We start from the raw sequence: 26,111 nt of genomic DNA, 5'->3' as shown, positions 1-26,111 counted from the left end.
GTGTTTGGAATACCGTCACTTACCCCTTCGGTGATCTGCCGCTCAAATCCGGCAGATGCTTTCCAGAGTGCTGTTCACCAACGCGGTTCTTTTGCCTGAGAGATTCCGGGGCGGTTGCTCCTTCGGCGCCGGGCGATCCTCCTTGTCAGGTTTCCCTGTCAGGCAATCGCCGCAGCCTCTCCCGCGCTGATGTCGGATATGTCCGCAGCCCGCTCACCCTATGATTCGCGCTCGCCAAGTCAACTGTTAGTCGATTGAGCCAGTTGAGTTTGACAGGTCCCGAGCAACTTTCAGCCAATCAAAGCCACCCGCAGGATATGAAACTGCGGCCGCAAACGAAAGGGGCGCCGCCTGCCCGTTTGACAGACCGCGCCCCTCAGTCGTTCAGCAGCGCCCGGCCCGTCGGCCCGGCTGTCCGCTGTTACTGCGTGATATTGTAGTGAACCTGCGCGTCGGTGAGCTGGAAACCCACCAGAATCTCGAACCCGCTGGCCTTGGGCTTGGCGTCGAAGAACAGGTCCTCCGGCTCGGCCATTTCGCCACGCTTGCGCTTCTTCTTCTCGCTGCCCGGCGCGGGACCTGCCGCAGCCAGAGCCTCGGCACGGTCAACGGCGGCCTGAACCGTCTGCACGGATTCGGCGCGCACGTCGCCAGCGGCAAAGGTCAGGGTCGCTTCGTAGATCTGCTTGGAAAGCAGGGTCTCGCCCTCCTTCACCACCGCCACGAAATAGGGAACGGTAATGGTCTGCTCAGCCGCCGCGTTGGGCCGCTGCGCACCAATGGTGAAGCGCAGGTTGCTGGTGACCTTTTCGCCGCCTTCATTGCACTGATTCTGCAGATTGAAGATGTTGGCGCTCGCCACCACCGAATCCGCCGTACGGCTGCTCGGCGGCGAGAAGAAGGTGAGCGTGCCTGCATGCTGCGGCACGGCCGTGGCCGGGCACAGGGTGCGGGTCACCTGCAGCGGGTTGGAAGAGCAGCCGGCCAGCAGCAGCGGAGCCGCCACCATGCCAAGGGCGGCCACTCGGCCGCCGGTCAGCCAGCCGGGGAAACGTTCGCCGGTCGCGCGGCGCAGATTCGTCAAAGCATTCATTCTCTTGGCTGCCTTCACTTCGTTGGCCATGCGCAACTCTCCCGCCTTTCGATGCGGGCCGCACAGTAGGCGCGCCTCGCTCCAGACGCAAGCGAGCCGCTCGACGACCGGCGTCGAACGGCTCGCAAACTCTCCGCCAGAAGGCGAATTGGCTTAGCTGAGCTTCCAGCTGATCGGAATGACCAGGCTGTTCACGCCGGCCGGCGGCGGCGGGAAGCTGCCGATCTTCTGCATGATCTTCTCGGCTTCGCGGTTCAGAATATCCGAGCCGGTCGGCTCGACCAGCTGCACGCCGGTGATTCGGCCGCTTGCGTCCATCGACACCTTCACCTTGGCGGTGCCTTCCTCGCCGCGCACCTGTGCCGAGCGCGGGTAGCTGAAGTTGTCCGAAATGAGCTTGGCGACCTGGCGCTGCCAACCGGCATCCTGCGCCATCGCCGGAGCGGATGCGCCAGCAACGATTGCCGCAGCAATCATGGCACCGGTCATCTTGCGAGCAAACTTAACCAACATCGTCAACAGCCCTTCCTGAAATCTTCTGTTTCATTGTCAGACCGCGCGGGTTCAGTTGCTAGTTACCCAATGAACGGTCATCACACTCGAACGGCTTAGCCTGAAAAGGTAAATGATCAGTTGACGAAACAACCGGACGGCGCCCTCCCCACCCCATTCTGGTGCGTCCTGCCAATTCGCCCGTTTTTTTTAGGCGCCTTTGCGGCTATAGCATCCAGGCCATGACGTTACCTGCACTCTCCGTACTGGTCGCCAATCCCCGCGGTTTCTGCGCCGGGGTCGACCGCGCCATCAAGATCGTCGAAATCGCCATCGAGCGTTTCGGCGCGCCGGTCTATGTTCGCCACGAAATCGTGCACAACCGCTTCGTGGTGGAAACCCTTCAGGCCAAGGGCGCGGTATTCGTGGATGAACTGCACGAGGTGCCGGAAGGCGCGCCCGTCATCTTCTCGGCGCACGGTGTGCCCAAGTCCGTTCCGGCCGAGGCCGAGCGCCGCCAGATGCTGTACGTCGATGCCACGTGCCCGCTCGTCTCCAAGGTTCACCGCGAGGCCGAGCGCCATTCGGCGCAGGGCCGTCATATTCTGATGATCGGCCATGCGGGCCATCCGGAGGTGATCGGCACCATGGGCCAGCTTGATGATGGCGCGATTTCCCTCATCGAGACCGTGGCCGATGCCCGCGCGATCGAGGTCGCGAACCCGAACAACCTCGCCTACATCACCCAGACCACCCTGTCGGTGGATGACACGGCCGAGATCGTCTCCGTCCTGCGCGAGCGCTTCCCGGCGCTGGAGTCGCCCAAGAAGGAAGACATCTGCTACGCCACCACCAACCGGCAGGATGCGGTGAAGGCGATTGCGGACAAGGCCGATCTGGTGCTGGTCATCGGCGCGCCCAACTCCTCCAACTCCCTGCGGCTGGTGGAAGTGGCGGAGCGCTGCGGCGCCAAGGCCCGTCTGGTTCAGCGCGCCACGTGCATCGACTGGTCGTGGTTCGAGGGGGTTTCCTGCGTCGGCATCACCGCGGGCGCTTCCGCGCCGGAAGTGCTGGTGGAAGAAGTACTGGCCGCCCTGCGCGAGCGCTTCACGCTCGACATCGACCACGTCACCACCACCACCGAGGACGTGGAATTCAAGCTGCCGCGCGCGCTGACGGCCTGACGCCGTCCGGCGCGCAACTCACACAACTACGCAAGCTGAACGAAAGAGGGGGCCGTGGCAGTCTACACCCATGTTCCGACCGAAATGCTCGAAGCCTTTCTGGCGGACTTCAACATCGGCCACCTGCTCAGCGCCAAGGGCATTGCCGAAGGCGTTGAGAACAGCAACTACCTCATCGAGACCGAGCAGGGCCGCTACATCCTCACCCTATACGAGAAGCGCGTGAAGCTTGAGGACCTGCCCTACTTCCTCGGCCTGACCGGCCATCTGGCCGATGCGCACCTGCCCGTGCCGCGCCCCATCCCCAACAGCCGGGGCGAGACGCTGCACACCCTTGCAGGCCGCCCGGCCTGCCTCATCGAGTTCCTGAAGGGCGTCTCCCTCACCGAGCCGACGGCCGAGCATTGCCGCCCGGTCGGCGCGGCGCTGGCCCGGCTGCATCAGGCCGCCGCCAGCTTCCCGCTCTCCCGCCCGAACGACCTGTCGGTTGACGGCTGGCGACGGCTGGCCGCTGCCGTGCGCGCCGAGGCGGACACCATCTCCCCGGGCCTGCGCTCGCAGATCGACAACGCCCTTGCCGACATCGGCGCGGCGTGGCCGGGCAACCTGCCTTCGGGGCCGATCCATGCCGACCTGTTCCCGGACAACGTGCTCGTTATCGACACGGAAGTGACCGGCCTCATCGACTTCTACTTCGCCGCCAACGACGCCTGGGCCTACGATGTTGCCGTCTGCCTCAACGCGTGGTGCTTCAGCGCCGATGGCACCAGCTATCGGCAGGATCTTACCGAGGCGTTTCTGGCAGGCTACGAAAGCGTGCGCCCGCTGGAGCCGCGCGAGCGCGAAGCCCTGCCGCTGCTGTGCCAGGGCGCGGCGCTGCGCTTCCTGCTGACCCGCGCCTACGACTGGCTGAACACGCCGGCAGACGCCATCGTCACCCGCAAGGACCCGCTGGCCTATTCCCGCCGCCTCGCCTTCTTTCAGGCACAGGCCGCCAGCCTGTTCGCGGCCGCGTAATCCATGACAGAAAAACCCAGCGTTGAAATCTTCACTGATGGCGCCTGCTCCGGCAATCCGGGGCCGGGCGGCTGGGGCGCGATCCTGCGCTCGGCCGGCCGCACCAAGGAAATCCATGGCGGCGAGGCCCATACCACCAACAACCGCATGGAGCTGATGGCCGCCATCGAGGCGCTGCGCGCCCTCAAGCGCCCCTGCCATGTCATCCTGACGACCGACAGCGTTTATGTGCGGGACGGCATTACCAAGTGGATGTTCAACTGGCAGCGCAACGGCTGGAAGACCGCCGACAAGAAGCCGGTGAAGAACGCCGAGCTCTGGCAGGCGCTTCAGGACGCCAGCCGCCAGCACCAGATCGAGTGGAAATGGGTCAAGGGTCACTCCGGCCACCCGGAGAACGAGCGCGCCGATGAACTGGCCCGCCTTGGCATCGCTGAAATTCGCAACGGCGCGTAAGCCCGGCCGATCCTGCCTACGCCTATTCGTCCATTGTTATTAGCTACTTATAAACTGTAGCAGCTCTTAGCCGCAGCGGTTAAAATGACATTTGGATAAAACTCTGGGGCTGGTCACATGTTAAAGGAATTCCGGGAATTTGCCCTGCGTGGCAACGTTCTTGATCTGGCTGTCGGTGTCATCATCGGCGCTGCATTCAACAAGATTATCGACTCCGTCGTGAACGATCTCATCATGCCGCTCGTCTCGGCCATCGTCGGCACGCCGGATTTCAGCAACCTCTACCTGAAGCTCGGCACCGTTCCGGCCACCTTCGAGGGTCCGGAAACCTACAAGGCACTGGTGGCGGCAGGCGTGCCCGTGCTGGGTTATGGCCAGTTCATCACCGTGGCGCTGAATTTCATCCTGCTGGCGTTCGTCGTATTCTGGATCGTCAAGGGTGCGAACATCCTGCGCCGTCCGTCGAAGACAGAGGCTCCGGCAGCACCGCCGCCGCCGCCCGAAGACATTCAGCTGCTGCGCGAAATCCGCGATGCGCTGAAGGCGAAGGCCTGACCCTTCCGCCAGGCCTGAAGCTTTTCCCTTCGGGCAAGAACAAAGAACACCGGTCAGATGCCTCTGGCCGGTGTTTTCTTTTGTGCTGCTCGGGAGATGGCCAAAGGACCGCTCCCCCAAAATATAGTTCGATTATTTTCCGGCCGTGGCCCTGAACCGCGCCGGGCTGTATGCCTCAGCGTCCACGCCTGCCTCCAGCAAGGCTCCCGGCAACGGTTCCCCATGAATGAGACTGGCGCACAGCACGCCTGCGGCCGGTGCTGTCTGCATGCCGAATCCGCCCTGCCCGGCGCACCAGAAAAAGCCTGGAGCCGTCGGCTCGAAGCCGTAGATCGGCGCGCGGTCAGGGGCGAAGGTGCGCAGGCCCGCCCAGCTGCGCTCGGGCCGGGAAATGGTCAGGGTGGTGGCCTGCTCCAGCCGGTCGAGCGCAATGGCCACGTCCAGCTCCTCCGGTTGCACATCGCACGGCACGGACGGTGTCTCATCATGTGGGGAGACCCAGTAGGTGCCCGCGTCCGGCTTGAAGTAGAAGCTGCCGTCCACATCAAGCACCAGCGGCGCATCCGCCCGATACTCCGCCTGCGGCACCCGCAGCACCACCAGCGTCCGGCGCATGGGCACAAGGCCAATCGGCGCAATGCCCGCAAGCTGCGCAAGTTCGTCCGCCCAGGCCCCGGCCGCGTTGACGATGACCCGCGCGTGAATTTCCTCCGAACCGGAAGAAATCGTCCAGCCATCCTGTTCCCGTCGCAGGGACGTGACCCGCCAGCCGGTCTTGAGCACGCCGCCGTTCCGCTTGGCCGTGCGCAGAAAAGCCTGATGCATGGTGGCCGTGTTGATGTCGCGTACCCGGGGCTCCCACAGTCCTCCGGCCCGCCACTCGGGACGCAGCATCGGCGCGCGCTCGGCCACCTGTTCCGGTCCAATGACCTCCATCTCCAGCGCGGGATACAGCGCCCGCATCTGGTGCAGGGCCTCGCGCTGGTGCGCCTGTCCCACGTAGAGCGCGCCCCGCTCCGTCCCCAGCCACGCCTCGCCCGTCTCCTTCTCTGCGGAGATGAAATAGGGAAGCGAGGCGGTGGTCAGCGGCTGCACGACCGGACCGCCATAAGACTCCGAGTAGAACGCCGCGGACCGGCCCGAGGTGTGATAGCCCGGAAACGCCTCGGCCTCGAGGATGGCAACACTCACACCGGTCCCGAGGTTTGCCGCGAGTGATGCCCCGCCGATCCCCGCACCGATCATGACGACGTCGTACCGCTCAGCCATGCGCCGCGCCTTCCAGTGCAGCGCGGATATGCGCAAGCGTGGCCAGACGCACCGTGTCCGCATCCCTCAGCAGTTCATGCCGGCCACCCGGTACGACTTCCAGACGGCACTGCGGCAGGTGCGCCGCAACGTGCCGTGCCGCCACCGGATCAACGACCTGCTCAAGCTCAGGCAACAGGATGAGAACTGGGGTTTTCACGCGTTGCAGGTAGCCGGGCACGTGCAGCCGATCAAGAGACCGGAATGCTGCATCCAGCCAGCCGTAGGTCACGCCGCCCAGCGCCAGCGCCGGGTTCTGCTGCGTCCACCAGACCTCGTCGGCGAAGCGCTCGTTGTCCGCCGTCAACGCTCCCTGCCGCAGGGCGGAGCTCTGCCATGCCCCATGTGGCCGCTGGGTGGGCGCGAACTCCCCGGCCCGCCCCCGGCTCACCATCCACCGCGCCAGCCGCTTCGTCACCGGGCTTGGAATACCACCCGTGCGAATGCCCAGCATGGGGGCCAGCAGCACCGCGCCGGATGCACTACCGTTATGCTCGGCCAGATAGCGCAGCGCCAGATGCCCGCCCATGGAGTGCGCCACCAGGTAGAACGGCGGCGGGAAGTCCCGCGCCACATCCTCGATCCAGTGCGCCAGATCACTGACCAGAATATCGAAATCCGTCTGGTGCCCCTTGTGCGGGTGATCACCAAGACGGCCCGAGAGCCCCTGCCCCCGCCAGTCGAGCGTCGCCACGGCATAGCCCCAGTCCAGAAACGCGCCGTAGCTCTCCAGATATTTCTCGATGAAGTCGCCCCGGCCGTTCAGGAAGAGAACGGTGCCGCGCGCATCCCCTTCCGGCAGGCAGCACAGGGTGCGCAGCGGCCAGCCGTCCGGCGCGCGCCAGTCTCGCAGCCGGGTCTGCTGCGCGAAGGACCGGCGCCCGAAAACGGGGCCGAATGCGGGGCCATAACCGGTGGAAGCGTTCTGCATCTGCTCAATATACCGTTGCCTGCGGGCCGTCAGTTACGACTTGTTCAGTTTTGCGTGTGAACGTTCCCGCATGTGGAGCATCATTCAACACGGCCTTCTCATAGCCTTGGTTGCGCTTCTGGTCATCGCCGCAGTTGGCGATATCCGGCGGTACACCATTCCCAACATGCTGTGCATCGCCGTGGCAGCCCTTGCCCTGCCTTACTGGGTTGCGGCCAGCCTTGCACAGGCCCAGCCGCTTCTGCCCCTGCTCGGCATCCAGCTTGGCGTGGCATTGCTGGTGTTCGCAGGCTTCGTGCTGCTGTTCGCCCTTGGTGCGATGGGCGGGGGTGACGTCAAGCTCATCGCCGCCCTTACGCTGTGGGTTCCAGCCGCCCGCGTTCTCGAAATGCTGTTTCTCGTGGCGCTGGTTGGCGGCGTGCTCGCCCTTGCCCTCATCATCATCCGCAAGCTGCGCGGCGATGCGAGTCGCGACGTGCCCTACGGGGTTGCCATCGCGGCGGGGGGCATCGGTGTCGTGCTCCAACCAATCGTTAATTTTTGGGCCCTACAACAGCTGGCATTGTGATCCGGAGAGGACGGCATGAACGTTCGCAGTCTCATTCTCGTCATCGCGGCCCTGCTGATCGCCGTCGTCACGGCTTTTATGGCGCGCTCGCTCATGTCCGGCCGAGACACTGGTCCGGCGCAGGCGGTGGCGAAGGTTGCCACAGATCAGAAGATCCTGGTGGCCGCCCGCCCGCTTCCGGCCGGGCGTATCCTTCAGGCCGATGATCTGAAGTGGCAGCCCTGGCCCGAGGACGCCGTCCACGAGGCCTATGTGCCCGAAGGCGCGTCTTCCGTTTCCGACATGACCGGCAAGGTCGTGCGCAGCGCCTTCCTCGCCGGGCAGCCCCTGACCAAGGATGCCGTCGTCGGCCCGCAGGACCGGGGCTTCATGGCCGCTGTTCTAACCCCAGGCATGCGCGCCATCACCGTTTCCATCTCTTCCACCTCGGGCGTTGCCGGTTTCGTGTTCCCCGGCGATCGGGTGGATCTCGTTGTCACTCATCAGGTCGAGCGCGGCGAAGCCCGCGCCCTGCAAGTATCTGAAACCGTCATCCGCAACGTTCGCATCCTCGCCATCGATCAGGCCGTCGCCAGCGAAGCCGGTCAGGCCAAGGTCGGCAGCACCGCCACGCTGGAAGTCACACCCAAGCAGGTGGAGAAGATCAACGTCATGCAGCAGCTTGGCGGCCTCTCCCTCAGCCTGCGTCCCCTGGCGGAGCGGGGCGATACCATCGGCGAGAATGGCGAGATCGTTGCCGCCATGCCGGTTGATACAACGCCCACCTACACCACCGCGTCCGAAGTGACCCGCTTCGCCAATGCCGCTCGGAGTTCCGGCGGCGGCGGCAGCGTCAGGACTTCCGCGCCGCGCTCGCAGGTGGTGGTCGTCGTTCGGGGCAATGAGGCCTCCGTGGCCCAGACTGGAGCACAATAACATGCGTGCCAGCCGTTCCGTTTGCACTGTCTTTGCCACTGCGCTGGCGCTCGGCGGTCTCGCTCTCGCAAGCAACGCCGCGCCTGCCTTCGCACAGGCCGCCGCCATCCAGACGCCGCAGGACTCCCTCACCGTCTCGGCCAGCAAGGGCACGCTGGTGCGCCTTGAGCGTCCCGCCGCCAGCGTGTTCATCGCCGATCCCAAGATCGCCGACGTGCAGGTGCGCTCGCCGCAGCTCGTCTACGTCCTCGGCGTCGGCGCGGGCGAGACTACGCTCTACGCCATGGACAGCGCGGACCGGGTCATCTACTCGGCCAGCGTCCACGTCTCGAGCAACATCGAGCAGGTGCGCAGCCTCCTGAAGGCGGCGCTGCCGCAGGCTGATATTACCGCCGAGCCGTTCAATGGCATGATCATGCTCTCCGGCGTTGCGCCCTCACCCGAAGCGGTGGCGGAATCCGAACGCCTGGTGAAGCAGCTGCTGGGCGACAAGCAGGTGGTCATCAACAAGGTGCGCACCGCAACGCCGGTGCAGGTGAACCTTCAGGTGAAGATCGCCGAGGTCAGCCGCTCGCTTCTGAAGGAAGTGGGCGTCAACATCGCCACGCGGGACTCGACCGGCGGCTTCCTCTTCGGTCTCTGGCAGGGCCGCAACGCCATCCGCATCACCGAACAGGGCTACGAGTTCCTCACCAGCGAGGGCACCAACACCATCGGCCTTGCCGGCAACCTCTTCGGGCTCAACGCCGCTGCCGCCATCGATGCGCTGGCAGAAGAAGGCCTCGTCAGCATTCTGGCCGAGCCGAACCTGACCGCCCTGTCCGGCGAAATGGCCAGCTTCCTGGCAGGCGGCGAGTTCGCCATTCCCATGCCCGCGGAAGACGGCCGCGTGCTCATCGAATACAAGCAATACGGCGTTGGCCTCGCCTTCACGCCAACCGTCATGAGCAACAACCGCATCGCCCTGCGCGTGCGCCCGGAGGTGAGCGAACTCTCCCCCGCCGGGTCCATCACCGTCAACGGCATCAGCGTGCCGGGCCTGACCACGCGCCGGGCCGAAACCACGGTCGAGCTCGGCTCCGGCCAGAGCTTCATGATCGCCGGCCTGCTGCGCAACACCACGGGGCAGGACGTCACCAAGGTTCCGGTTTTGGGCGATCTGCCCATTCTGGGCGCACTGTTCCGCTCCGACAGCTTCCGCCGCAACGAGACCGAACTGGTGATCATCGTCACCCCCTATCTCGTCACGCCGGTTGACGCCAAGGACATCCGCCTGCCGACGGACGGATACAAGGCCCCCAATGATCTTGAGCGCTGGCTGCTGGGCAAGACCTTCACCCAGAGCAGCCCGCCCGCGCCCGCAACCGTCAGTGCCCAACCGGCACAGGCGGCGCAAACTGCCCCGGCTCCGGGCTTCTCATTTCAGGGAGACGTGCAATGAGGCTGGCTCCGGTCTTTAACCGCATTCTGATGCCCGCTGCCGTTCTGGGCGTGGCGCTTGCGCTCTCCGCCTGCGATGGGAACCGCGGTCTTTCCTCGGTCAAGACGCCGGTCGTCTCGACGCAGGCGCTGACGCGGGACATCACCTTCCTGCCCAATGGCAGCATCGCGCCGCAGGAGGCCGCAAGCCTTCAGGCATTCCTCACCAGCATGAACGTCGGCATGGGCGATCGCCTCATGCTTGACGATCCGAACCCTGACGCTGCCACGCGCCGCGCGGCGGTTGCGAGCATCGTGTTGCACAGCGGCGGCCAGCTTTCGGATGCGGCCCCGCCATCGCCAACCGCCATGCCCCACGGCACGGCGCGGCTGTGGATCGTGCGGGCACAGGCGAGCGCTCCGGCCTGCCCGGACTGGAGCAGCAACCCGTCTGCCAACATGACCGGCGCTTCCCACAGCAACTACGGCTGCGCGACCAACAGCAATTTCGCCGCCATGATTGCGAACCCCAACGATCTCGTTGCCGGGCAGCCCTATGCGGGCCCCAATGCTGCCGACATCAGCAAGAGCCACGACCATTGGCAGCGTCGTGTGCCGACGGGCTACGAGAAGGCGCTGACCAAGGCCAGCACCACGAGCGGCGAATAATCGGTCTGGAAGCGGGAAACACGACAATGAATGCCCCCTGGTCATCGACACCGCGTTTCGCGGATACCCAGCGCGACATGTTCTCGGCGTTCGTCTCGGATGACGCGACCGTCGAGGTGCTGAAGAGCACTGTCCTCGACATGGGCTGGCTGCCCGAGAAAATCCATCGCGGCGGCCTGCCCAACGCGGTGCAGACCCTGTCCGTTTCCGCCTGTCCGCAGATTCTCATGGTAGACCTGTCGGACTGCGCTGATCCGCTGGGCGATATCAACGCCCTCGCCGAGGTCTGCGAGCCGGGCACGATCGTGATCGCCGTCGGCAGCATCAACGACGTTCACCTGTACCGTGAACTGCTGGCATCCGGCATCCACGATTATCTGCTGAAGCCCGTCTCCGATCATGTGATGCGCGAATCCCTGCACAATGCGCAGGCCGCGCTGCACGCGCCGAAGAACGAGCCGTCCGCCGAGGCTGCGCCGGAGAGCAAGACCACCACCATCGCCGTCATCGGTGCGCGCGGCGGTGTTGGCGCATCCACCGTCGCCACCTCTCTCGCCTGGGCGGCAGCGGACACGCTCGACCGCAAGACCGCCCTGCTCGATTTCGATATTCACTTCGGCGTCGGCGCGCTCTCCTTCGATCTCGAACCCGGCCGCGGCCTGACCGACGCGCTCGAAAATCCCGCCCGCATCGACAGTCTGTTCATCGAGCGGGCCATCGTGAAGGTCAGCGAAAAACTGGCGATCCTGTCCGCCGAGGCGTCAATCAACGCACCGATCCTCACGGACGGCACGGCGCTGGACCAACTCCATGCCCAGGTGGTTCAGTCCTACGACGCCATCGTCATGGATGTGCCGCGCCTGTTCGCGGTTCAGAATCCGAATATTCTGCCCGGTGCCCGCCATGTCGTCATCGTGACCGACCTGACGCTGGCAGCCGCACGCGATACGCTGCGCCTCATCGGGTTCATCAATGCGCAGGCGCCGAACGCAAAAATCCATCTGGTTGCCAACAAGCTGCCGCTGCAAGGACAGACCGAGGTCAGCCGTCAGGATTTCGAGGCATCGGTTGAGTGCAAGATCGTGGCCGAGCTGCCGTTCGATGCAAAAAGCGCCATCGCATCCGCACAGCAGGGTCGCTCGCTCGCGCAGGCCGGGCGCGCCAGCAAGGCCGCCGGCACCCTGATCGAACTGGCGCAGACCATTCTTCAGGGTGATAGCGCGGCGTCCGCCGCCGGAGGCGCTTCGCTGCTCGGCAAGCTTGCGAGTATCAAATCGTTGTTTCCGCTCAAATCCCGCTGACGGCGATAGGATGGGTGCATGAGACAGGTAGGCTTTGGACGACGCGCGGCCACCCGGGCCGATACCGTACCGCTTCCGGCGGCAGCGGCAGCTTCCCCTGCCCGCCGTCCGCTAAAGGGCGCAACTGAGGCTTCAGCGACGCCAGCGCCGCCGCCCACGGGCGAGACCATGGCGCGCGGCGAAATCGTGGATCAGGTCTGCGAGGCAATTTCGCCCGATCTGCTCAAGCTGTTTCCGGCCGCCGAATACAAGGATCGCGCCCGCACCGAACTGGTGATGGCCATTCAGGACCGCGTGCAGGAAGCCGCGCGCTCCAACAATATCGTCGTCAACGAGATGGAGGTGCGCGATGCCGTCACCGTCCTTCTCAACGAGCTGGTTTATGCCTACAAGGCCATCGAGGCGGACAACCAGCGCCAGAGCACCGTCACCGCAGCCAAGGCGAAAATCCATCCGCTCCTGATGGAGCACATCGACGCCAGCGCCATCAACGAACTGTCGCGCGCCGATGTGGAGGATCAGGTCTCCGACATTGTCGCCGAATTGCTGATCCAGCAGCGGATCAACCTGAACAAGTCTGAGCAGCGCGAGCTTGTCACGCTCATGCTCAATGACATGTTCGGCCTTGGCCCGCTCGAGCCCCTGCTGGCGGACGATGCCGTCACCGACATCATGGTGAACGGCGCAAACCAGATTTACGTCGAGCGCAAGGGCAAGCTGGAGCTGACCGACGTCAAGTTCCGCGACGAACAGCACCTGCTCAACGTGGCCCAGCGCATCGTGGCCGCCGTCGGCCGCCGCGTCGATGAAAGCAGCCCGATCTGCGACGCCCGCCTTGCCGACGGCAGCCGCGTCAACGTCATCGCGCCGCCGCTCGCCATCGACGGCACGTCCATCTCGATCCGCAAGTTCTCGAAGAAGAAGATCACGCTCGACATGATGGCGGCTCAGAACAACCTGAGCCAGAAGATGTGCCAGCTGCTGAAGATCGCCGGCCGCTGCCGTCTCAACATCATCATCTCCGGCGGTACCGGCTCGGGCAAGACGACCATGCTCAACGCCGTCTCCCGCAACATCGACTCCGGCGAGCGCATCGTCACCATCGAAGACGCGGCGGAGCTTCAGCTGCAGCAGCCCCACGTCGTGCGTCTGGAAACCCGCCCGCCCAACCTGGAAGGCAAGGGCGAAGTCACCATGCGCGGGCTCGTCAAGAACGCGCTGCGCATGCGGCCTGACCGCATCATCCTGGGCGAGGTTCGTGGCGGCGAAGCCATCGACCTGTTGCAGGCCATGAACACCGGCCACGATGGCTCGCTCGGCACGCTCCACGCCAACCGCCCGCGCGAGGCGCTCACCCGTCTGGAGAACATGGTCAACATGGCGGGCCTCAACCTGCCGCCCAAGGCCATTCGCGAGCAGATCGCCAGCGCGGTGAACCTGATCATTCAGGTCGCCCGCATGCGCGACGGCGTGCGCCGCGTCTCCCACATCACCGAGGTGGTGGGCATGGAAGGCGACGTCATCACCACGCAGGATCTCTACACCTTCCAGTTCACCGGAGAGGACCAGTCCGGCCGCCTGACCGGCGATTTCATCTCCTCCGGCCTGCGTCCTGCATTCTACGAGCGCGCCGAATACTACGGCCTCGGCCGCGCGCTGATGGACTGCCTATGATTCGCCATCTGCCAGTGGGACACGTCTGATGCTGCCGCCGATGATGCTCCTCCTGCTGCTGGTCTGCAGCGTGCTCGTGCTGGCGTTGCTGGCGCTGGCCTTCGTGCTTGCGCCCAACCCGCAGAAGAAAGCAGCCACCCGGCTGGAGAAGCTGAAGGAGCGTTTCGCCACCTCGCGCGATGCCGCGAGCAAGGCCCAGATGCGCCGCATTCTGGCCATGCAGCAGGAAACCCGGCTGGACCAGATGTTCCGCGGCCTCATTCCGCGCCCGGCAGAACTCCGCTCCCGCCTCGCCCGCACCGGCAAGACCGTCAGCCTCGGCCAGTATGGCGCGATCTGCGGCGGTCTGATTGTGGCGCTCACGCTCTTCGGCCTGGGAATGGGTCTGCCGTTCCTGCTCAGCTTCCTGCTCGGCATCATGCTCGGTCTCGGCGTGCCGCACGTCGCGGTTTCCGTGCTCATCTCCCGGCGCATCAACCAGTTCACTGCCCTGTTTCCGGACGCCATCGATCTCATGGTTCGCAGCCTGCGCTCGGGCCTGCCGATCACCGAGGCGCTGGCGATCACCGGCAAGGAAATTCCCGATCCGGTGGGTGCTGAATTCCGCACGGTTGCCGACAAGATCAAGATCGGCCTGACCATGGACCAGGCGCTGAACGACACCGCCCGGCGCGTGCCGACGCCCGAATTCCAGTTCTTCGTCATCACCCTTGCCATCCAGCGCGAAACCGGCGGCAACCTTGCCGAGACACTCAGCAACCTCTCCGAGGTGCTGCGCAAGCGCCAGCAGATGAAGTTGAAGATCAAGGCGATGTCGTCCGAGGCCAAGGCCAGCGCCTATATCGTCGGCGCCCTGCCTTTCGTCGTCGCCGGCCTCATCTGGATGGTGAACGACGGCTACCTGAGAGGCTTCTTCACCGATCCTCGCCTGATGGTCGCCGGTGTCGGCGGCTTCGTATGGATGAGCATCGGCGGTTTCATCATGTACCAGATGGTCAACTTCAAGGTCTGAGGGGGTCGCCGCGTGAATCCCGCAAATCCCGCCCTGCCCTTCGGCCTCGAACCGCTGGACCTCGCCACCATTCTGGCCGGTGTTGCGGTGTTCATGGTCATCCTCGCCATCTGGGCCGCCACCACCATCCGCGACCCCATGCGCGAGCGCATCAAGGCGCTGCAGGAACGGCGCGAACAATTGCGCGCGGGCATCAATGCCCCGCGCCGCCGCGCCTCGCTCATCAGCAAGGCAGACGCCACCGCCACCATGGGCAATATCCTGACCCGGCTGAAGGTGCTTCAGGACGAGCAGACCAAGCTCGCCGCCGAGCGGCTTTCGCAGGCGGGCTGGCGCTCCAAGGAAGCGGTGATCATTTACCAGTTCGCCCGCCTCATCGCGCCGCTGGTTGCGGGCGCGTTCGGCCTGTTCCTGCTGTTCGGCGTCGGCATCATAGCGGACAGCAGCACCAACACCAAGCTGCTCATGCTGATCGGCTCCGTGCTTGCCGGTTACAAGCTGCCGGACCTTCTGGTGACAAATACGGTTCAGAAGCGCAGCGACGCCATTCGCCTCGCCCTGCCGGATGCGCTGGATCTGCTCGTCATCTGTGCCGAGGCCGGCCTGACGCTCGATGCCGCGTTCAGCCGGGTCTCGCGTGAACTGGGCATGGCCTATCCTGAACTGGCCGAAGAGTTCAGTCTCACCTCCATCGAACTCGGCTTCCTGCCGGAGCGGCGGCAGGCGCTGGAAAATCTCGGCAAGCGCGTTGATCTGCAATCGCTGCGCGGCGTCGTGACCACTCTCATTCAAACCGAGAAATACGGCACGCCGCTGGCCTCTTCCCTGCGCGTTCTGTCTGCCGAGTTCCGCAATGACCGCATGATGCGCGCCGAGGAAAAAGCCGCCCGTCTGCCCGCCGTCATGACCGTGCCGCTCATCCTGTTCATTCTGCCGACGCTGTTCGTCGTCATCATGGGCCCGGCAGCCTGCTCCATGGCTGACTCGCTGGTCAAGTAACCGGCCCCTGCCTCCACAACCGAAAAGGCCGCGCCCTGCATGCAGGACGCGGCCTTTCTCTGTGGCTGCTGTCTTTTGGCGGCGATGCCGCCGGACAGCCTTACGCGGCAGCCTTCTCCGCCACCTTGCCGTCCCATACCTGCCAAAGCTCGGCTTCGCGCTTGCGAGCAAGCGGCAGGCTGGCTTCCTTCACCGGGCCGAAGCCGCGGATCTGGTCCGGCACCGCGGCGATGGCAACGGCAGTCTCAAGCCGCTCCGGGGTCAGGCCCGCAATCAGCTTTTCAACGGTGGCGAAGTAATCCTCCACCAGCTGCCGCTCCATCCGGCGTTCTTCGGTGCGGCCGAAGATATCCAGCGCCGTGCCGCGCAGGCCCTTCATCCTGGCCAGCAGCTTGAAGGCGCGGAACATCCAGCCGCCGAACTCCATCTTCTTCGGGCGGCCCGTCGCCGGGTCGTGCTTCGCCAGCAGCGGCGGCGAGAGATGGAACTTCAGCCCCTTGTGGCTGCCGAACTGCGCCTTCAGCGCCTGCTCGAAACGGCCATCGGTATACAGGCGAGCCACTTCGTACTCGTCCTTGTACGCCATCAGCTTGTAGGCGTTGCGGGCAACGGCCAGCGCCAGCTTTTCCGAACCCGGCGCAACCCGGCTTTCGCCAGCCTGCACTGTATCCACCAGCTGGCGGTAGCGCTCGGCATAGGCCGCGTTCTGGTAGTCGGTCAGATCCGCCACGCGCTTTGCAACCACCTCGGCCAGCGTCTTGGCCACCGGCTCGGCCATCGGGCCGCGCGCGGCCTCGATCAGGCCCTGCACCCTGGCCGGGTCGTGCGCCAGCAACCGGCCGAGCGCGAACGCCCGCTGGTTGAAGCTGACCGCCACGCCGTTCAGCCTGATTGCCGCATCGATGCTCTCCAGCGCCAGCGGCACCCGGCCCTTCTGCCAGGCATAGCCCAGCATCATCATGTTGGTGGCGATGGCATCGCCCATCACGGCCGTGGCGATTTTCTCGGCAGGCACAAAATCCGCCGCGCCCTCACGGATCGCTTTGCGGATGGAGCGCTCCACCTGCTGACCCTTGAAGTCCAGATCGCGGTTTCGCACGAAGTCGGCCACCGGCTGGGTGGCGCTGTTCACCACCGCCGCCGTGCGTTCCGTGCTGATCAGGTCCTGAATGACCGCGCTTGCGGCCACAACCGCGTCGCAGGCCAGCAGTAGGTCCGATCCGCCCGAGATGATGCGCGGGCTGAGCAGATGCTGGTTGCTGGCGGCCAGGCGTACCTGCGCATAGACCGCGCCGCCCTTCTGGGAGAGGCCGGCCATGTCGGCCGTCGTCGAGGCCTTGCCCTCGATATGGGCCGCCATGCCGAGAATGGCCGAGATGGTGAGCACGCCCGTTCCGCCAATGCCGGTGACGATGATGTTGTAATCATCCGCCAGCGGCGCGATGGCAGGCATCGGCAAGCCCGTACCGAAGTCGGTCTCCTTCGGGAGCGACGGCGTTGCGATCTTGCCGCCCTCCACCGTCACGAAGGACGGGCAAAAGCCCTTGAGGCAGGAGAAGTCCTTGTTGCAGCTGGACTGGTTGATCGTGCGCTTGCGCCCGAACTCGGTTTCCAGCGGCTCGACGGACACGCAGTTGGACTGCACCGAGCAGTCGCCGCAGCCCTCGCAGACCGCCGCATTGATCATCACGCGCTTGTCCGGATCGGGGAACTGGCCCTTCTTCCGGCGGCGGCGCTTCTCGGCGGCGCAGGTCTGGTCATAGACGATGACCGTGCACCCCGGAATGTCGCGGAACTCCTTCTGCACCCGGTCCAGTTCGGAGCGCGGCAGCAGGTCAATGCCATCCGGGAACGTGATGTTCGCGTACCGGCTCATGTCCTCGGTGAGCACGACGATCTTCTTCACGCTCTCGCCGATGAGCTGCTGCACCAGTTCGGGCACGGTCAGCTCGCCGTCGACATGCTGGCCGCCGGTCATGGCCACCGCATCGTTGTAGAGGATCTTGTAGGTGATGTTCACCCCTGCCGCCACGGACTGGCGAATGGCCAGGATGCCCGAGTGGAAGTAGGTGCCATCGCCCAGGTTGCAGAAGACGTGGTTCTCGTCCGTGAACGGCGCCTCGCCGACCCACGTCACGCCCTCGCCGCCCATCTGCGTGAAGGTATCGGTGCTGCGATCCATCCACAGCGCCATGATATGGCAGCCGATGCCGGCAAACGCCCGGCTGCCTTCCGGCACCTTGGTCGAGCTGTTGTGCGGGCAGCCCGAGCAGAAGTACGGCTTGCGGGCAATGGGCGCGGCATAGCTCTTCTTCGCTGCCGCGCGAGCCGCGAAGATTTCCAGCTTGGCCTTGATCCGGTCGGTCTGGTGGAAGCGTGCGATGCGCGAGGCGATCACGTGCGCGATCTCGCCCAGGCTCAGCTCGTTGTCCGGGTGGAGCAGCCACTGGCCGGTCTCGTCGTACTTGCCGACGACGCGCGGGCGGACCTTCTCATCCCAGTTATAGAGCTGCCACTTGACCTGGTGCTCGATGAACTCGCGCTTTTCCTCGATGACGAGGACTTCCTCCAGTCCTTCGCAGAACTGGCGCACGCCGTCCGGCTCCAGCGGCCAGGGCATGCCGACCTTGTAGAGCTTGAGGCCGATCTCGGCCGCAACCTTTTCATCGATGCCCAGCTCGTCCAGCGCCTGCAGCGTGTCCGCGTAGGACTTGCCGGCCGAAATGATGCCAAGGCGAGGCTTGGGGCTGTCCCAGATCACCTTGTCGATCTTGTTGGCCTTCGCAAACGCCAGCGCCGCAAAGCCCTTGAAGAGCTGGAGGCGGGAGTCTTCCTCGCGCCAGATGTCGCCGAGGCGAATGTGCAGCCCGCCTTCCGGCATCTGGAAGTCCGGCAGCACGATATCGCGCCACTCGTTGTCCAGATCGACCGTTGCGCCGGTCTCCACCGTGTCGGCGGTCGCCTTCAGGCCCACCCAGCAGCCGGAGAAGCGGGACATGGCGATGCCGAGCAGGCCGTATTCCACATACTCATGAACGCTGGACGGATACAGGAACGGCATGAACGCCGCCTGGAAATTGTGATCCGACTGGTGCGGCAGCGTCGATGACTTCGCGCCATGGTCATCGCCCACGATGGCGAGCACGCCGCCGTGCGGGGACGTGCCGGCCGCGTTGGCGTGCTTGAGCACGTCCATCGATCGATCGAGGCCCGGACCCTTGCCGTACCAGATGCCGAAAACGCCGTCATACTTTGCGCCTGGGCGCAGACCGACCTGCTGGCTGCCCCACACGGCGGTGGCGGCAAGATCCTCGTTCACGCCGGAGCGGAAAACGATGTTCTTCTCTTCCAGCAGCTTCCGGGCATGCCAGAGCTCCTGGTCATAGTTGCCCAGCGGCGACCCTCGGTAACCCGAGATGAACCCGGCCGTATTCAGGCCCGCCGCGCGGTCGCGGGCGGCCTGTACCATCGGCAGACGCACCAGCGCCTGCAGTCCTGTCATAAAAACTCGGCCACGCTCTTTGGTATATTTGTCTTCCAGCGTGACGCGAGGATCCAAGAGAGCCATGTCCCTCTCCTTCCCCAAATTCTGTCAGCTATACTGACCTACTTTGAAATAAATGGAAAGGGGGTTATCTCGCACTGCACCATGGGGGTTACAAATGTAACAAAAATCACCGAAGGGGTTTGGCCTCTGTCCTCGTAACCTCACTTGTATGCTATGTACGGGAAACCTTTTCCCTCCTTCACTGACGGATCTAAGTTATATGTGGCGCCGAACGATAACTGCTATTGGCCTGGCCCTCGCGACCGCTGCCTGCGGTGGAGGAGAGGAAGGAACAGCTCCCGGAAAAGGTGCTGCCGGCGGCCAGATGAGGCCGGCAACGGTTGTCGCTGAACCCGCCAAACTCATCCGTTTCGTTGAGAAGATCGAGGCTGTGGGCACCGGCAATGCCCGCGAGTCGGTGGTCATTTCGGCCAATGTGACGGAGCGGGTCCGTTCGCTGCATTTCAAGGACGGTCAGTCCGTGAAGAAGGGCCAGATTCTGGCCGAACTCGATCTGTCCGAAGAAAATGCCGACCTCGCCCAGGCTCGGGCTCGCCTGAAGGAGGCGGAACTCCAGCTTGACCGTGTGCAGCAGCTCGTTGGACGCGGTTACGCCACCCGTGCCAGCCTTGACCAGCGCACCGCAGAGCGTGATGCCGCCCGTGCAACGGTCGAGAGCATTCAGGCCCGGATCAATGACCGCGTGATCCGTGCGCCATTCTCCGGCATTGCAGGTCTGCGGAATGTCTCACCCGGCCTGATCATCTCGGCCGGCACGGCTCTGGTCGAGATCAGCGACATTTCCAGCATCAAGCTCGACTTCACCATTCCCGAGTCCTTCCTCAGCCAGGTGAAGGTCGGTCAGGAAGTGGAAGCCCGGGTTTCAGCCTTCAATAACGAACTGTTCGAAGGTCGCATTTCAGCCATTGATCCGCAGATCGACCCCGTTACCCGTTCCGCCAGCGTGCGTGCCCTCATCGACAATCCGGAACTCCGCCTGAAGCCGGGCATGCTCATGACCGTTGGCATCATTCGCCAGCAGCGCGAGGCTCTGGCGGTGCCTGAACTGGCTGTCATTGCCGAAGGCACCCAGAAGTTCGTTTATGTCGTGAACGAAGACGGCAACAGCGTCTCGCGCACGCGCATCATCACGGGTGAGCGCCAGCCGGGCTTCGTCGAGGTGACAGGCGGCCTTCAGCCGGGCGCACTCGTCGTTATCGAAGGCACCGTGAAGCTGCGTGACGGCGCGCCGGTCAAGCTGCTCAAGTCTGCCGATGCCGCGCCTCAGGTCGCCGAAGCCGAGACCACCAGGAGCTAACGCCATGCGTCTTTCGGATCTTTCCGTCCGCCGCCCGGTGTTCGCGGCGGTGCTGAGCATGCTCATCATGGCGTTCGGCATCATTTCGTTCACGCAGCTTCCGCTGCGCGAATACCCGAACATCGACATTCCGATCGTCTCGGTCGACACCAATTACCGCGGCGCGGCCGCTGCCGTGATCGAGAGCCGCATCACGCAGGTGATCGAAAGTCAGATTTCAGGCGTCGAAGGCGTCAAGGCGATCACGTCGAGCAGCCGTGACGGCCGCTCGGACATCAGCATCGAGTTCGACATTTCCCGCGATATCGACGACGCGGCGAACGACGTGCGCGATCGCGTCAGCCGCGTGCTCGACAACCTACCGGAAGACGCGGACCCGCCAGAAATCAACAAGGTGGACGCTGACGCTCAGGCCATCATGTTCCTGAACCTCACCAGCGACCGCCACAGCCTGCTCGAGCTGGCCGACTACGCCGAGCGCTACCTGGTGGATCGCCTCAGCGCCACCAGCGGCGTCGCCCGCGTTCAGGTCAACGGCAGCAGCGCCCCGGCCATGCGCATCTGGCTTGACCGCCAGAAGCTGGCCGCGCTCGGTCTGACCACGGCCGATGTGGAAAACGCCCTGCGCCGTCAGAACGTGGAGCTGCCCGCAGGCCGTATCGAATCGTCGGAACAGAACTTCACCCTGCGCGTCAGCCGCCCCTACGAGACGGAGCAGGACTTCTCCCGGCTGGTCATCGGTCGGGGAACGAACGGCTATCTGATCCGCATGGGCGACATTGCCAAGGTCGAAGTCGGCCCAGAGAACCCCTACGCGATGTTCCGCAGCAACGGGGGACCGGCCGTCGGCTTGGGCATCGTGCGCCAGTCCAACGCCAACACGGTGGATGTTGCCAAGGCCATCCGCGATCAGGTGCCGGAGATCAACCGCACCCTGCCCGAGGGCATGGTCCTCGCCAACAGCTTCGACTCGTCCGGCTACATCAGCGTTTCGATCAACAAGGTTTACCAGACGCTCATCGAAGCCGCGATTCTCGTGGTCGTGGTGATCTTCCTGTTCCTGGGCTCGATGCGCGCAACCCTGATGCCCGCCATTGCGGTGCCGATCAGCCTGACCGGCGCGTTCATCGTTCTGGCTGCCCTCGGCTACTCGCTCAACTTGCTGACCCTGCTGGCGCTCGTGCTGGCCATCGGCATCGTGGTCGATGACGCCATCGTGGTGCTGGAGAACGTCTACCACCGCATCGAGAAGGGCGAAACGCCGCTCGTTGCCGCCTACAACGGCGCGGGCCAGGTCAGCTTCGCCGTTATCGCCTCTACCATCGTCGTGATGGCGGTGTTCGTGCCGGTGCTTTTCCTGGGCGGCACCACCGGCCGCCTGTTCCGCGAACTGGCAGCCGCCATGATCGGCGCCGTCGGCGTATCACTCATCGTCTCCCTGACGCTGACGCCGATGATGTGCTCGAAGATGCTAAAGGCGAACCAGAAGCCGAGCCGCTTTACCCGGAAGACCAACGATCTCCTGAATCGCCTGAGCGCGTCCTACCGGCGTTCGCTCAACCGGATTCTGGAGCGCTGGGTTCTGGTGGCGGCAAGCGCTGCGGTCGTCCTTGGCCTCACAGTTCTCGGACTCGCTACCCTGCACGGGGAACTGGCACCCGAAGACGACAGCGGCATCGCCTTCGTCAACACCCAGGGTCCGGAGGGCATGAGCTTCGATAGCCTTGCCGCCTCCATGCTCGAGGTGGAGAAGCGGCTCCTGCCGCTGACGGGCAAGGACGGCGCGGTGGAGCGTGCCATCGTGCGCGCGCCCAACCGCGTAAACTCGTCTGACGACTTCAGCAACGGCGGTGCAACCATCGTGCTGAAGGACTGGAAGGATCGCGATCTGTCCACGAAGGAAGTGATCCAGCAGCTCCAGGCCGTCACCCACGACGTGCCTAACCTGCGCGTGTTCGCCAGCCAGCCATCGTCCCTCGCGGGCGGTCGCGGGCGGCCGGTCCAGTTCGTGATCAGCGGCTCTTCCTTCGAGGAGCTGGCCAAGGTGCGCGATGCCATCATGCAAGCGGCGGAAAGCTACCCCGGCATTCAGGGTCTGGATTCCAATTACAAGGAAACCAAGCCGCAGATGCAGGTGCACATCGATACCACCCGCGCCGCCGACCTCGGCGTTTCTGTGACGGAGATCGGCTCGACGCTGGAGACCATGATGGGCTCCCGCCGCGTGACCACCTACATCGACCGCGGTGAGGAGTATTACGTGGTCCTGCAGGCCCAGCGGGAGAACCGCCTGAGCGCGGCCGACCTGCACAACATCTACGTGCGCTCCTCCACCACCAACCAGCTGATCCCGCTGTCCAACCTCGTCACGCTCACCGAATTTGCCGACGCCGGCACCCTCGGCCGCTACAACAAGCTGCGCGCCATCACGCTGGAGGCCAACGTCGGCCCCGGCTACTCGCTGGGCGACGCGCTCGAATTCCTCGAGAACGAGGCGCTGAAGCATCCGGAGGTCGCGGCCATCGGTTACAAGGGCGAGTCCCGCGAGTACAAGGAGGCAGGCTCCGCCCTGCTGTTTGCCCTGCTGTTCGCCATCGTGGTCATCTATCTGGTGCTGGCGGCACAGTTCGAAAGCTTCGTCCATCCGCTGGTCATCATTCTCACGGTGCCGCTGGCGGTCGGCGGCGCGGCCCTTGGCCTGCACGTGATGGGCATCACGCTGAATATCTTCAGTCAGGTGGGCATCATCATGCTGGTGGGTCTGGCGACCAAGAACGGCATTCTGATAGTCGAATTCGCCAACCAGCTGCGGGACGAAGGCTATTCGATCCGCGATGCCATCCTGAACGCCTCCGAGCGTCGTCTGCGCCCGATCCTGATGACCTCCATCGCCACCGTCGCGGGTGCCGTTCCGCTGGTGGTCATGGGCGGTGCGGGCGCAGCTTCCCGGGAGTCGATCGGCACGGTCATCATCTGGGGCGTGTCGTTCTCCACGGTCCTCAGCCTCTACGTCATCCCGGTCATCTACAACCGTCTGGCGCGCTACACGACCTCGCCTGACGCCGTCAGCCGGGATCTGGAAGCCCAGCTCGCGGTTCGCGAGCGCGAGCCCCAACCTGCCGAGTGACGCAGGCGAGACAGGCAGGAAACCGGGCCGTTGCGACACCAGTCGCGGCGGCCCTTTCCTTTTGGCGGACGAACGTGTCAGCCTCTCTTTTTAACATTTCGGGACGCCAACCCTTGTGCCGGACGCTCCGGACCTCTACCTGAGGGGTTAAACCTGCGCCCTGCGACGCCTGACTGGCGGCCGAGGGGCGGTGGATGAAAGTACGAGGGACCTCATGCAGACCGACAATCGCTTGTTCGATGACCTGTCGCGGGTTGCGACCGGAGCCGTTGGAGCCCTGGCGGGCATGAAGAGGGAAATCGAAGCCCTCGTGCGTCAGCGCGTCGAGCGCGTTGTCGGCGGGCTTGATCTGGTCAGTCGCGACGAGTTCGAGGCCACCCGCGCCATGGCGGAACGTGCCCGTACTGAAAACGAGGAGCTGAAAGCTCGTATCGCAGCGCTGGAGGCCGCTTTAAATCCGGCCGCCACGGCCCCGGACACCGGTGCGCGCCGCGAGGATCTTCCCCCGGAACAGGCCTAATCCAACTGTTTGTCCACAGCATTTTGACGAGCTGCAGGCCACCGAGTCTTGCGGTTTCGGTATCATCGTGAGACTATTTCTAGCGTCTGGGAGCGAATACCTCCCACCTTGTCCATGTCAGGAGACACCATGACTGCGCTCGAGTTGGACGATGTCGGTGCGTCATACGCAGACCCGCTGTCGGTCCTCGAATACTGCTGCTCTGAGCGTGACTGGGCCTACGAGCGCGACAACAGCGACGAGCTGATCGTTGCTGCGCCGGGCAGCTGGAACGCTTATCAGCTGCGTGCCTTCTGGCATCGGGAAGATCAGGTGGTTCAGCTGGCGTGCATGCTCGACATCCGGGTTCCGGACGGCAAGCGTGCAGCCATCTATGAAACGCTGGGCCTGATCAACGAGCGCCTGTGGCTCGGCCACTTCGAGATGTGGGCGCAGGATGGCAGCATCCTGTTCCGCCACGCCATCGTGATGGATGATGACGGCAGCAGCCTCTCTTCCTCGCAGGCACACACCATCCTCGAGTCCATCGTGGCCGAGTGCGAGCGCTATTATCCGGTGTTCCAGTTTGTTCTCTGGGCGGGCAAGCGCCCGGCCGAGGCCATGGAAGCCGCCCTGCTCGACCCGCAAGGGGAAGCCTGAGAACGGCCGCCTGAAAACGGGTCACCTGAGAATCAAAGCGCAAGGGGCATTGCATGAGCGTTGAGTTCACGCCTGACCGGCCAATGCTGCTCGCCGGTTGCGGAAACATGGGTGCGGCCCTGCTTCAGGGCTGGATTGCCTCCGGCATTCCGGCCAACGCCATCCGGGTCATCGAACCGTCCGGTGCGGATCGTGCCGTAGCAGCTGGGGCAGATGCCGTCCAGGTGTTCAGCGCCGCACCGACGGATGGCATTATCCCCGGTGCCATCGTGCTGGCCGTCAAGCCGCAGATCATCGGTAGCGTCACCCCTGCCCTGCGCGGGCTGATCGGACCAGACACGCTGGTCATCTCCATTGCTGCGGGCACCACGCTCCGCACCCTCTCAAGCCTGACCGGCGGCCATGCCCGACTCATCCGCGCCATGCCCAACACGCCTGCCGCGGTAGGCCGCGGCGCAACGGTCATGGTCGCACGTCCGGAAGTCAGTGCAGAAGAGCGGTCGCTCGCCAGATCCCTCCTGTCCGCCGTCGGCTCGGCCTATGAGGTTGAAGACGAAGCGCATATGGATGCCGTGACGGCGCTGTCCGGCTCCGGCCCCGCTTACGTGTTCTATATGATCGAATGCCTTGCCCGCGCCGGTGCGGAGCTTGGCCTGCCTGCGGCGTTGGCTCTCGATCTGGCTCGTGATACGGTCGCGGGAGCGGGAGAGCTGGCCCAACGCTCGCAGGAAGGTCCTTCCACGTTGCGTGTGCAGGTTACCAGCCCCAACGGCACGACCGCCGCCGGGCTGGGCGTATTGATGAGCGAGCAAGGACTGGCTCCCCTGATCCACGCAACCTTGACGGCTGCGGCCGACCGCAGCCGGGAGCTGGGACAGGACAAATGACCTCTGCACCCTTGGCTGATCTCGATCGCTGCCTTGATGCTCTCATGGCGGTGATCAATCGGCAGGGATGGCATCAGGCAACGCTGGAGAACATTGCGAGCGAGGTGGGTATTCCCGTCTGGCAGCTGGTTCTCACCGCCGGCAACCGCTTCGACATGCTGGCGAAGTTCGGTCGTCGCGCCGATATTGCCGCGCTGCGTGCCATCTCCCCTGCCGACGCCGGAGCCTCCACGCGCGACCGGCTGTTTGATCTCATCATGGCGCGCTTCGATGCGCACCAGCCCTTCCGGGGCGCTATCCGAAACCTCGTCAACGCCTCCTACACCGACCCCGGCCTTGCGGCCTTCTTCGCCTGCCAGCTTCCACGCTCCATCAGCGTGATCGCCGATGCGGCGGGCGTGGATGTGAGCGGCATCTCCGGCATGGCGCGGGTACAGGGGCTGACGCTGCTCTTCCTCTCCGTCACCCGCACCTGGCTGC

23 protein-coding genes and 1 riboswitch are annotated in these 26,111 nt (G+C 64.5%); of the genes, 18 read left to right on the top strand and 5 right to left on the bottom strand.

All coding sequences use genetic code 11. From position 1 onward, the window contains the following. Window positions 1–73: 73 nt before the first annotated feature. A riboswitch (glycine riboswitch) is annotated at window positions 74–194 on the bottom strand. Between the two features lie 227 nt (window positions 195–421). Further along, window positions 422–1,123, bottom strand: coding sequence for a hypothetical protein (locus VIG90_RS09095; RefSeq protein WP_331593183.1), 702 nt, complete (start codon window positions 1,121–1,123; stop codon window positions 422–424). Window positions 1,124–1,246: 123 nt separating this feature from the next. Beyond that, on the bottom strand, window positions 1,247–1,606 hold the full coding sequence (locus VIG90_RS09090; RefSeq protein ID WP_331593193.1) for an energy transducer TonB: 360 nt from the start codon (window positions 1,604–1,606) through the stop codon (window positions 1,247–1,249). A gap of 221 nt (window positions 1,607–1,827) precedes the next feature. Between VIG90_RS09090 and ispH the strand changes: the two genes are divergently transcribed. From ispH to mscL, 4 genes are all read left to right on the top strand, one after another. Further along, window positions 1,828–2,769: a 4-hydroxy-3-methylbut-2-enyl diphosphate reductase gene (ispH, locus tag VIG90_RS09085; protein ID WP_331593182.1), complete on the top strand. Its 942-nt coding sequence runs from the start codon at window positions 1,828–1,830 to the stop codon at window positions 2,767–2,769. Window positions 2,770–2,823: 54 nt separating this feature from the next. Next, window positions 2,824–3,786 (top strand): homoserine kinase, encoded by a 963-nt coding sequence (gene thrB, locus VIG90_RS09080; protein WP_331593181.1) that lies wholly within the window; start codon window positions 2,824–2,826, stop codon window positions 3,784–3,786. A 3-nt stretch (window positions 3,787–3,789) separates the two neighbouring features. Further along, on the top strand, window positions 3,790–4,242 hold the full coding sequence (gene rnhA, locus VIG90_RS09075) for a ribonuclease HI (RefSeq protein ID WP_331593180.1): 453 nt from the start codon (window positions 3,790–3,792) through the stop codon (window positions 4,240–4,242). 117 nt (window positions 4,243–4,359) lie between these two features. Further along, complete coding sequence (mscL, locus tag VIG90_RS09070) at window positions 4,360–4,797, top strand: large conductance mechanosensitive channel protein MscL (protein WP_331593179.1); 438 nt, start codon at window positions 4,360–4,362, stop codon at window positions 4,795–4,797. A gap of 132 nt (window positions 4,798–4,929) precedes the next feature. Here the strand turns inward: mscL and VIG90_RS09065 are convergent, their stop codons facing one another. Both VIG90_RS09065 and VIG90_RS09060 read right to left on the bottom strand, forming a co-directional pair. Continuing rightward, window positions 4,930–6,066, bottom strand: a complete 1,137-nt coding sequence (locus VIG90_RS09065; RefSeq protein WP_331593178.1) for an FAD-binding oxidoreductase — start codon at window positions 6,064–6,066, stop codon at window positions 4,930–4,932. After that, complete coding sequence (locus tag VIG90_RS09060; protein ID WP_331593176.1) at window positions 6,059–7,036, bottom strand: alpha/beta hydrolase; 978 nt, start codon at window positions 7,034–7,036, stop codon at window positions 6,059–6,061. The genes VIG90_RS09065 and VIG90_RS09060 overlap by 8 nt, the downstream gene beginning before the upstream one ends. 70 nt (window positions 7,037–7,106) lie before the next feature. On the opposite strand from VIG90_RS09060, the gene VIG90_RS09055 reads away from it, so the two are divergent. The 8 genes from VIG90_RS09055 to VIG90_RS09020 are packed head-to-tail and all read left to right on the top strand — an operon-like array spanning window position 7,107 to window position 15,593. Further along, entirely contained in the window at window positions 7,107–7,604 is a 498-nt protein-coding gene (locus VIG90_RS09055; RefSeq protein WP_331593175.1) for an A24 family peptidase, read from the top strand. Between the two features lie 15 nt (window positions 7,605–7,619). Continuing rightward, the gene (cpaB, locus tag VIG90_RS09050) at window positions 7,620–8,519 is read left to right on the top strand and encodes a Flp pilus assembly protein CpaB (protein ID WP_331593174.1); all 900 of its coding nucleotides are present in this window, start codon (window positions 7,620–7,622) and stop codon (window positions 8,517–8,519) included. Window position 8,520: 1 nt separating this feature from the next. Next, window positions 8,521–9,960: a type II and III secretion system protein family protein gene (locus VIG90_RS09045; protein ID WP_331593173.1), complete on the top strand. Its 1,440-nt coding sequence runs from the start codon at window positions 8,521–8,523 to the stop codon at window positions 9,958–9,960. Next, on the top strand, window positions 9,957–10,607 hold the full coding sequence (locus VIG90_RS09040) for a CpaD family pilus assembly lipoprotein (RefSeq protein WP_331593172.1): 651 nt from the start codon (window positions 9,957–9,959) through the stop codon (window positions 10,605–10,607). The genes VIG90_RS09045 and VIG90_RS09040 overlap by 4 nt, the downstream gene beginning before the upstream one ends. A gap of 26 nt (window positions 10,608–10,633) precedes the next feature. Beyond that, entirely contained in the window at window positions 10,634–11,908 is a 1,275-nt protein-coding gene (locus VIG90_RS09035; RefSeq protein ID WP_331593171.1) for an AAA family ATPase, read from the top strand. An 18-nt stretch (window positions 11,909–11,926) separates the two neighbouring features. After that, entirely contained in the window at window positions 11,927–13,582 is a 1,656-nt protein-coding gene (locus VIG90_RS09030; protein WP_331593170.1) for a CpaF family protein, read from the top strand. 28 nt (window positions 13,583–13,610) lie between these two features. Then, entirely contained in the window at window positions 13,611–14,594 is a 984-nt protein-coding gene (locus VIG90_RS09025; RefSeq protein WP_331593169.1) for a type II secretion system F family protein, read from the top strand. 12 nt (window positions 14,595–14,606) lie between these two features. Continuing rightward, window positions 14,607–15,593 (top strand): type II secretion system F family protein, encoded by a 987-nt coding sequence (locus tag VIG90_RS09020; RefSeq protein ID WP_331593168.1) that lies wholly within the window; start codon window positions 14,607–14,609, stop codon window positions 15,591–15,593. A 100-nt stretch (window positions 15,594–15,693) separates the two neighbouring features. On the opposite strand, the gene VIG90_RS09015 is transcribed toward VIG90_RS09020, so the two are convergent. Next, window positions 15,694–19,161, bottom strand: coding sequence for an indolepyruvate ferredoxin oxidoreductase family protein (locus tag VIG90_RS09015; RefSeq protein ID WP_331593167.1), 3,468 nt, complete (start codon window positions 19,159–19,161; stop codon window positions 15,694–15,696). A 304-nt stretch (window positions 19,162–19,465) separates the two neighbouring features. Here VIG90_RS09015 and VIG90_RS09010 point away from each other — a divergent pair, with 304 nt between their 5' ends. The 6 genes from VIG90_RS09010 to VIG90_RS08985 form a co-directional block, all read left to right on the top strand. Then, a complete protein-coding gene (locus VIG90_RS09010) occupies window positions 19,466–20,458 on the top strand; it encodes an efflux RND transporter periplasmic adaptor subunit (protein ID WP_331593166.1) in 993 nt (330 codons plus the stop codon). 4 nt (window positions 20,459–20,462) lie between these two features. Continuing rightward, window positions 20,463–23,585: an efflux RND transporter permease subunit gene (locus VIG90_RS09005; protein ID WP_331593165.1), complete on the top strand. Its 3,123-nt coding sequence runs from the start codon at window positions 20,463–20,465 to the stop codon at window positions 23,583–23,585. A gap of 214 nt (window positions 23,586–23,799) precedes the next feature. Beyond that, entirely contained in the window at window positions 23,800–24,105 is a 306-nt protein-coding gene (locus VIG90_RS09000) for an accessory factor UbiK family protein (protein WP_331593164.1), read from the top strand. 129 nt (window positions 24,106–24,234) lie between these two features. After that, window positions 24,235–24,744, top strand: coding sequence for a YbjN domain-containing protein (locus VIG90_RS08995; protein WP_331593163.1), 510 nt, complete (start codon window positions 24,235–24,237; stop codon window positions 24,742–24,744). 53 nt (window positions 24,745–24,797) lie between these two features. Further along, the gene (gene proC / locus VIG90_RS08990) at window positions 24,798–25,631 is read left to right on the top strand and encodes a pyrroline-5-carboxylate reductase (RefSeq protein WP_331593162.1); all 834 of its coding nucleotides are present in this window, start codon (window positions 24,798–24,800) and stop codon (window positions 25,629–25,631) included. Further along, window positions 25,628–26,111, top strand: a 484-nt coding sequence (locus VIG90_RS08985) for a hypothetical protein (protein WP_331593161.1), incomplete at its 3' end; no start/stop codon positions are given. The genes proC and VIG90_RS08985, both read left to right, overlap by 4 nt.

This window comes from Pedomonas sp., assembly GCF_036515995.1.
In the GTDB taxonomy this organism is placed as follows: domain Bacteria; phylum Pseudomonadota; class Alphaproteobacteria; order Sphingomonadales; family Sphingomonadaceae; genus Pedomonas.
Note: the sequence above shows the minus strand (reverse complement) of the source record. Positions and strands in the feature narration are given on the sequence as shown.

Bases quoted from the DNA above. Each gene is read 5' to 3' on its own strand.
- VIG90_RS09065 (WP_331593178.1), bottom strand. From the start codon at position 6,066: ATGGCTGAGCGGTACGACGTCGTCATGATCGGTGCGGGGATCGGCGGG.
- VIG90_RS09040 (WP_331593172.1), top strand. From the start codon at position 9,957: ATGAGGCTGGCTCCGGTCTTTAACCGCATTCTGATGCCCGCTGCCGTT.
- VIG90_RS09035 (WP_331593171.1), top strand. From the start codon at position 10,634: ATGAATGCCCCCTGGTCATCGACACCGCGTTTCGCGGATACCCAGCGC.
- VIG90_RS09055 (WP_331593175.1), top strand. From the start codon at position 7,107: ATGTGGAGCATCATTCAACACGGCCTTCTCATAGCCTTGGTTGCGCTT.
- VIG90_RS08995 (WP_331593163.1), top strand. From the start codon at position 24,235: ATGACTGCGCTCGAGTTGGACGATGTCGGTGCGTCATACGCAGACCCG.
- ispH (WP_331593182.1), top strand. From the start codon at position 1,828: ATGACGTTACCTGCACTCTCCGTACTGGTCGCCAATCCCCGCGGTTTC.
- mscL (WP_331593179.1), top strand. From the start codon at position 4,360: ATGTTAAAGGAATTCCGGGAATTTGCCCTGCGTGGCAACGTTCTTGAT.
- VIG90_RS09015 (WP_331593167.1), bottom strand. From the start codon at position 19,161: ATGGCTCTCTTGGATCCTCGCGTCACGCTGGAAGACAAATATACCAAA.
- VIG90_RS09000 (WP_331593164.1), top strand. From the start codon at position 23,800: ATGCAGACCGACAATCGCTTGTTCGATGACCTGTCGCGGGTTGCGACC.
- VIG90_RS09090 (WP_331593193.1), bottom strand. From the start codon at position 1,606: ATGTTGGTTAAGTTTGCTCGCAAGATGACCGGTGCCATGATTGCTGCG.
- proC (WP_331593162.1), top strand. From the start codon at position 24,798: ATGAGCGTTGAGTTCACGCCTGACCGGCCAATGCTGCTCGCCGGTTGC.
- VIG90_RS09025 (WP_331593169.1), top strand. From the start codon at position 13,611: ATGCTGCCGCCGATGATGCTCCTCCTGCTGCTGGTCTGCAGCGTGCTC.
- VIG90_RS09045 (WP_331593173.1), top strand. From the start codon at position 8,521: ATGCGTGCCAGCCGTTCCGTTTGCACTGTCTTTGCCACTGCGCTGGCG.
- cpaB (WP_331593174.1), top strand. From the start codon at position 7,620: ATGAACGTTCGCAGTCTCATTCTCGTCATCGCGGCCCTGCTGATCGCC.
- VIG90_RS09005 (WP_331593165.1), top strand. From the start codon at position 20,463: ATGCGTCTTTCGGATCTTTCCGTCCGCCGCCCGGTGTTCGCGGCGGTG.
- VIG90_RS09060 (WP_331593176.1), bottom strand. From the start codon at position 7,036: ATGCAGAACGCTTCCACCGGTTATGGCCCCGCATTCGGCCCCGTTTTC.
- VIG90_RS09010 (WP_331593166.1), top strand. From the start codon at position 19,466: ATGAGGCCGGCAACGGTTGTCGCTGAACCCGCCAAACTCATCCGTTTC.
- rnhA (WP_331593180.1), top strand. From the start codon at position 3,790: ATGACAGAAAAACCCAGCGTTGAAATCTTCACTGATGGCGCCTGCTCC.
- VIG90_RS09095 (WP_331593183.1), bottom strand. From the start codon at position 1,123: ATGGCCAACGAAGTGAAGGCAGCCAAGAGAATGAATGCTTTGACGAAT.
- VIG90_RS09030 (WP_331593170.1), top strand. From the start codon at position 11,927: ATGAGACAGGTAGGCTTTGGACGACGCGCGGCCACCCGGGCCGATACC.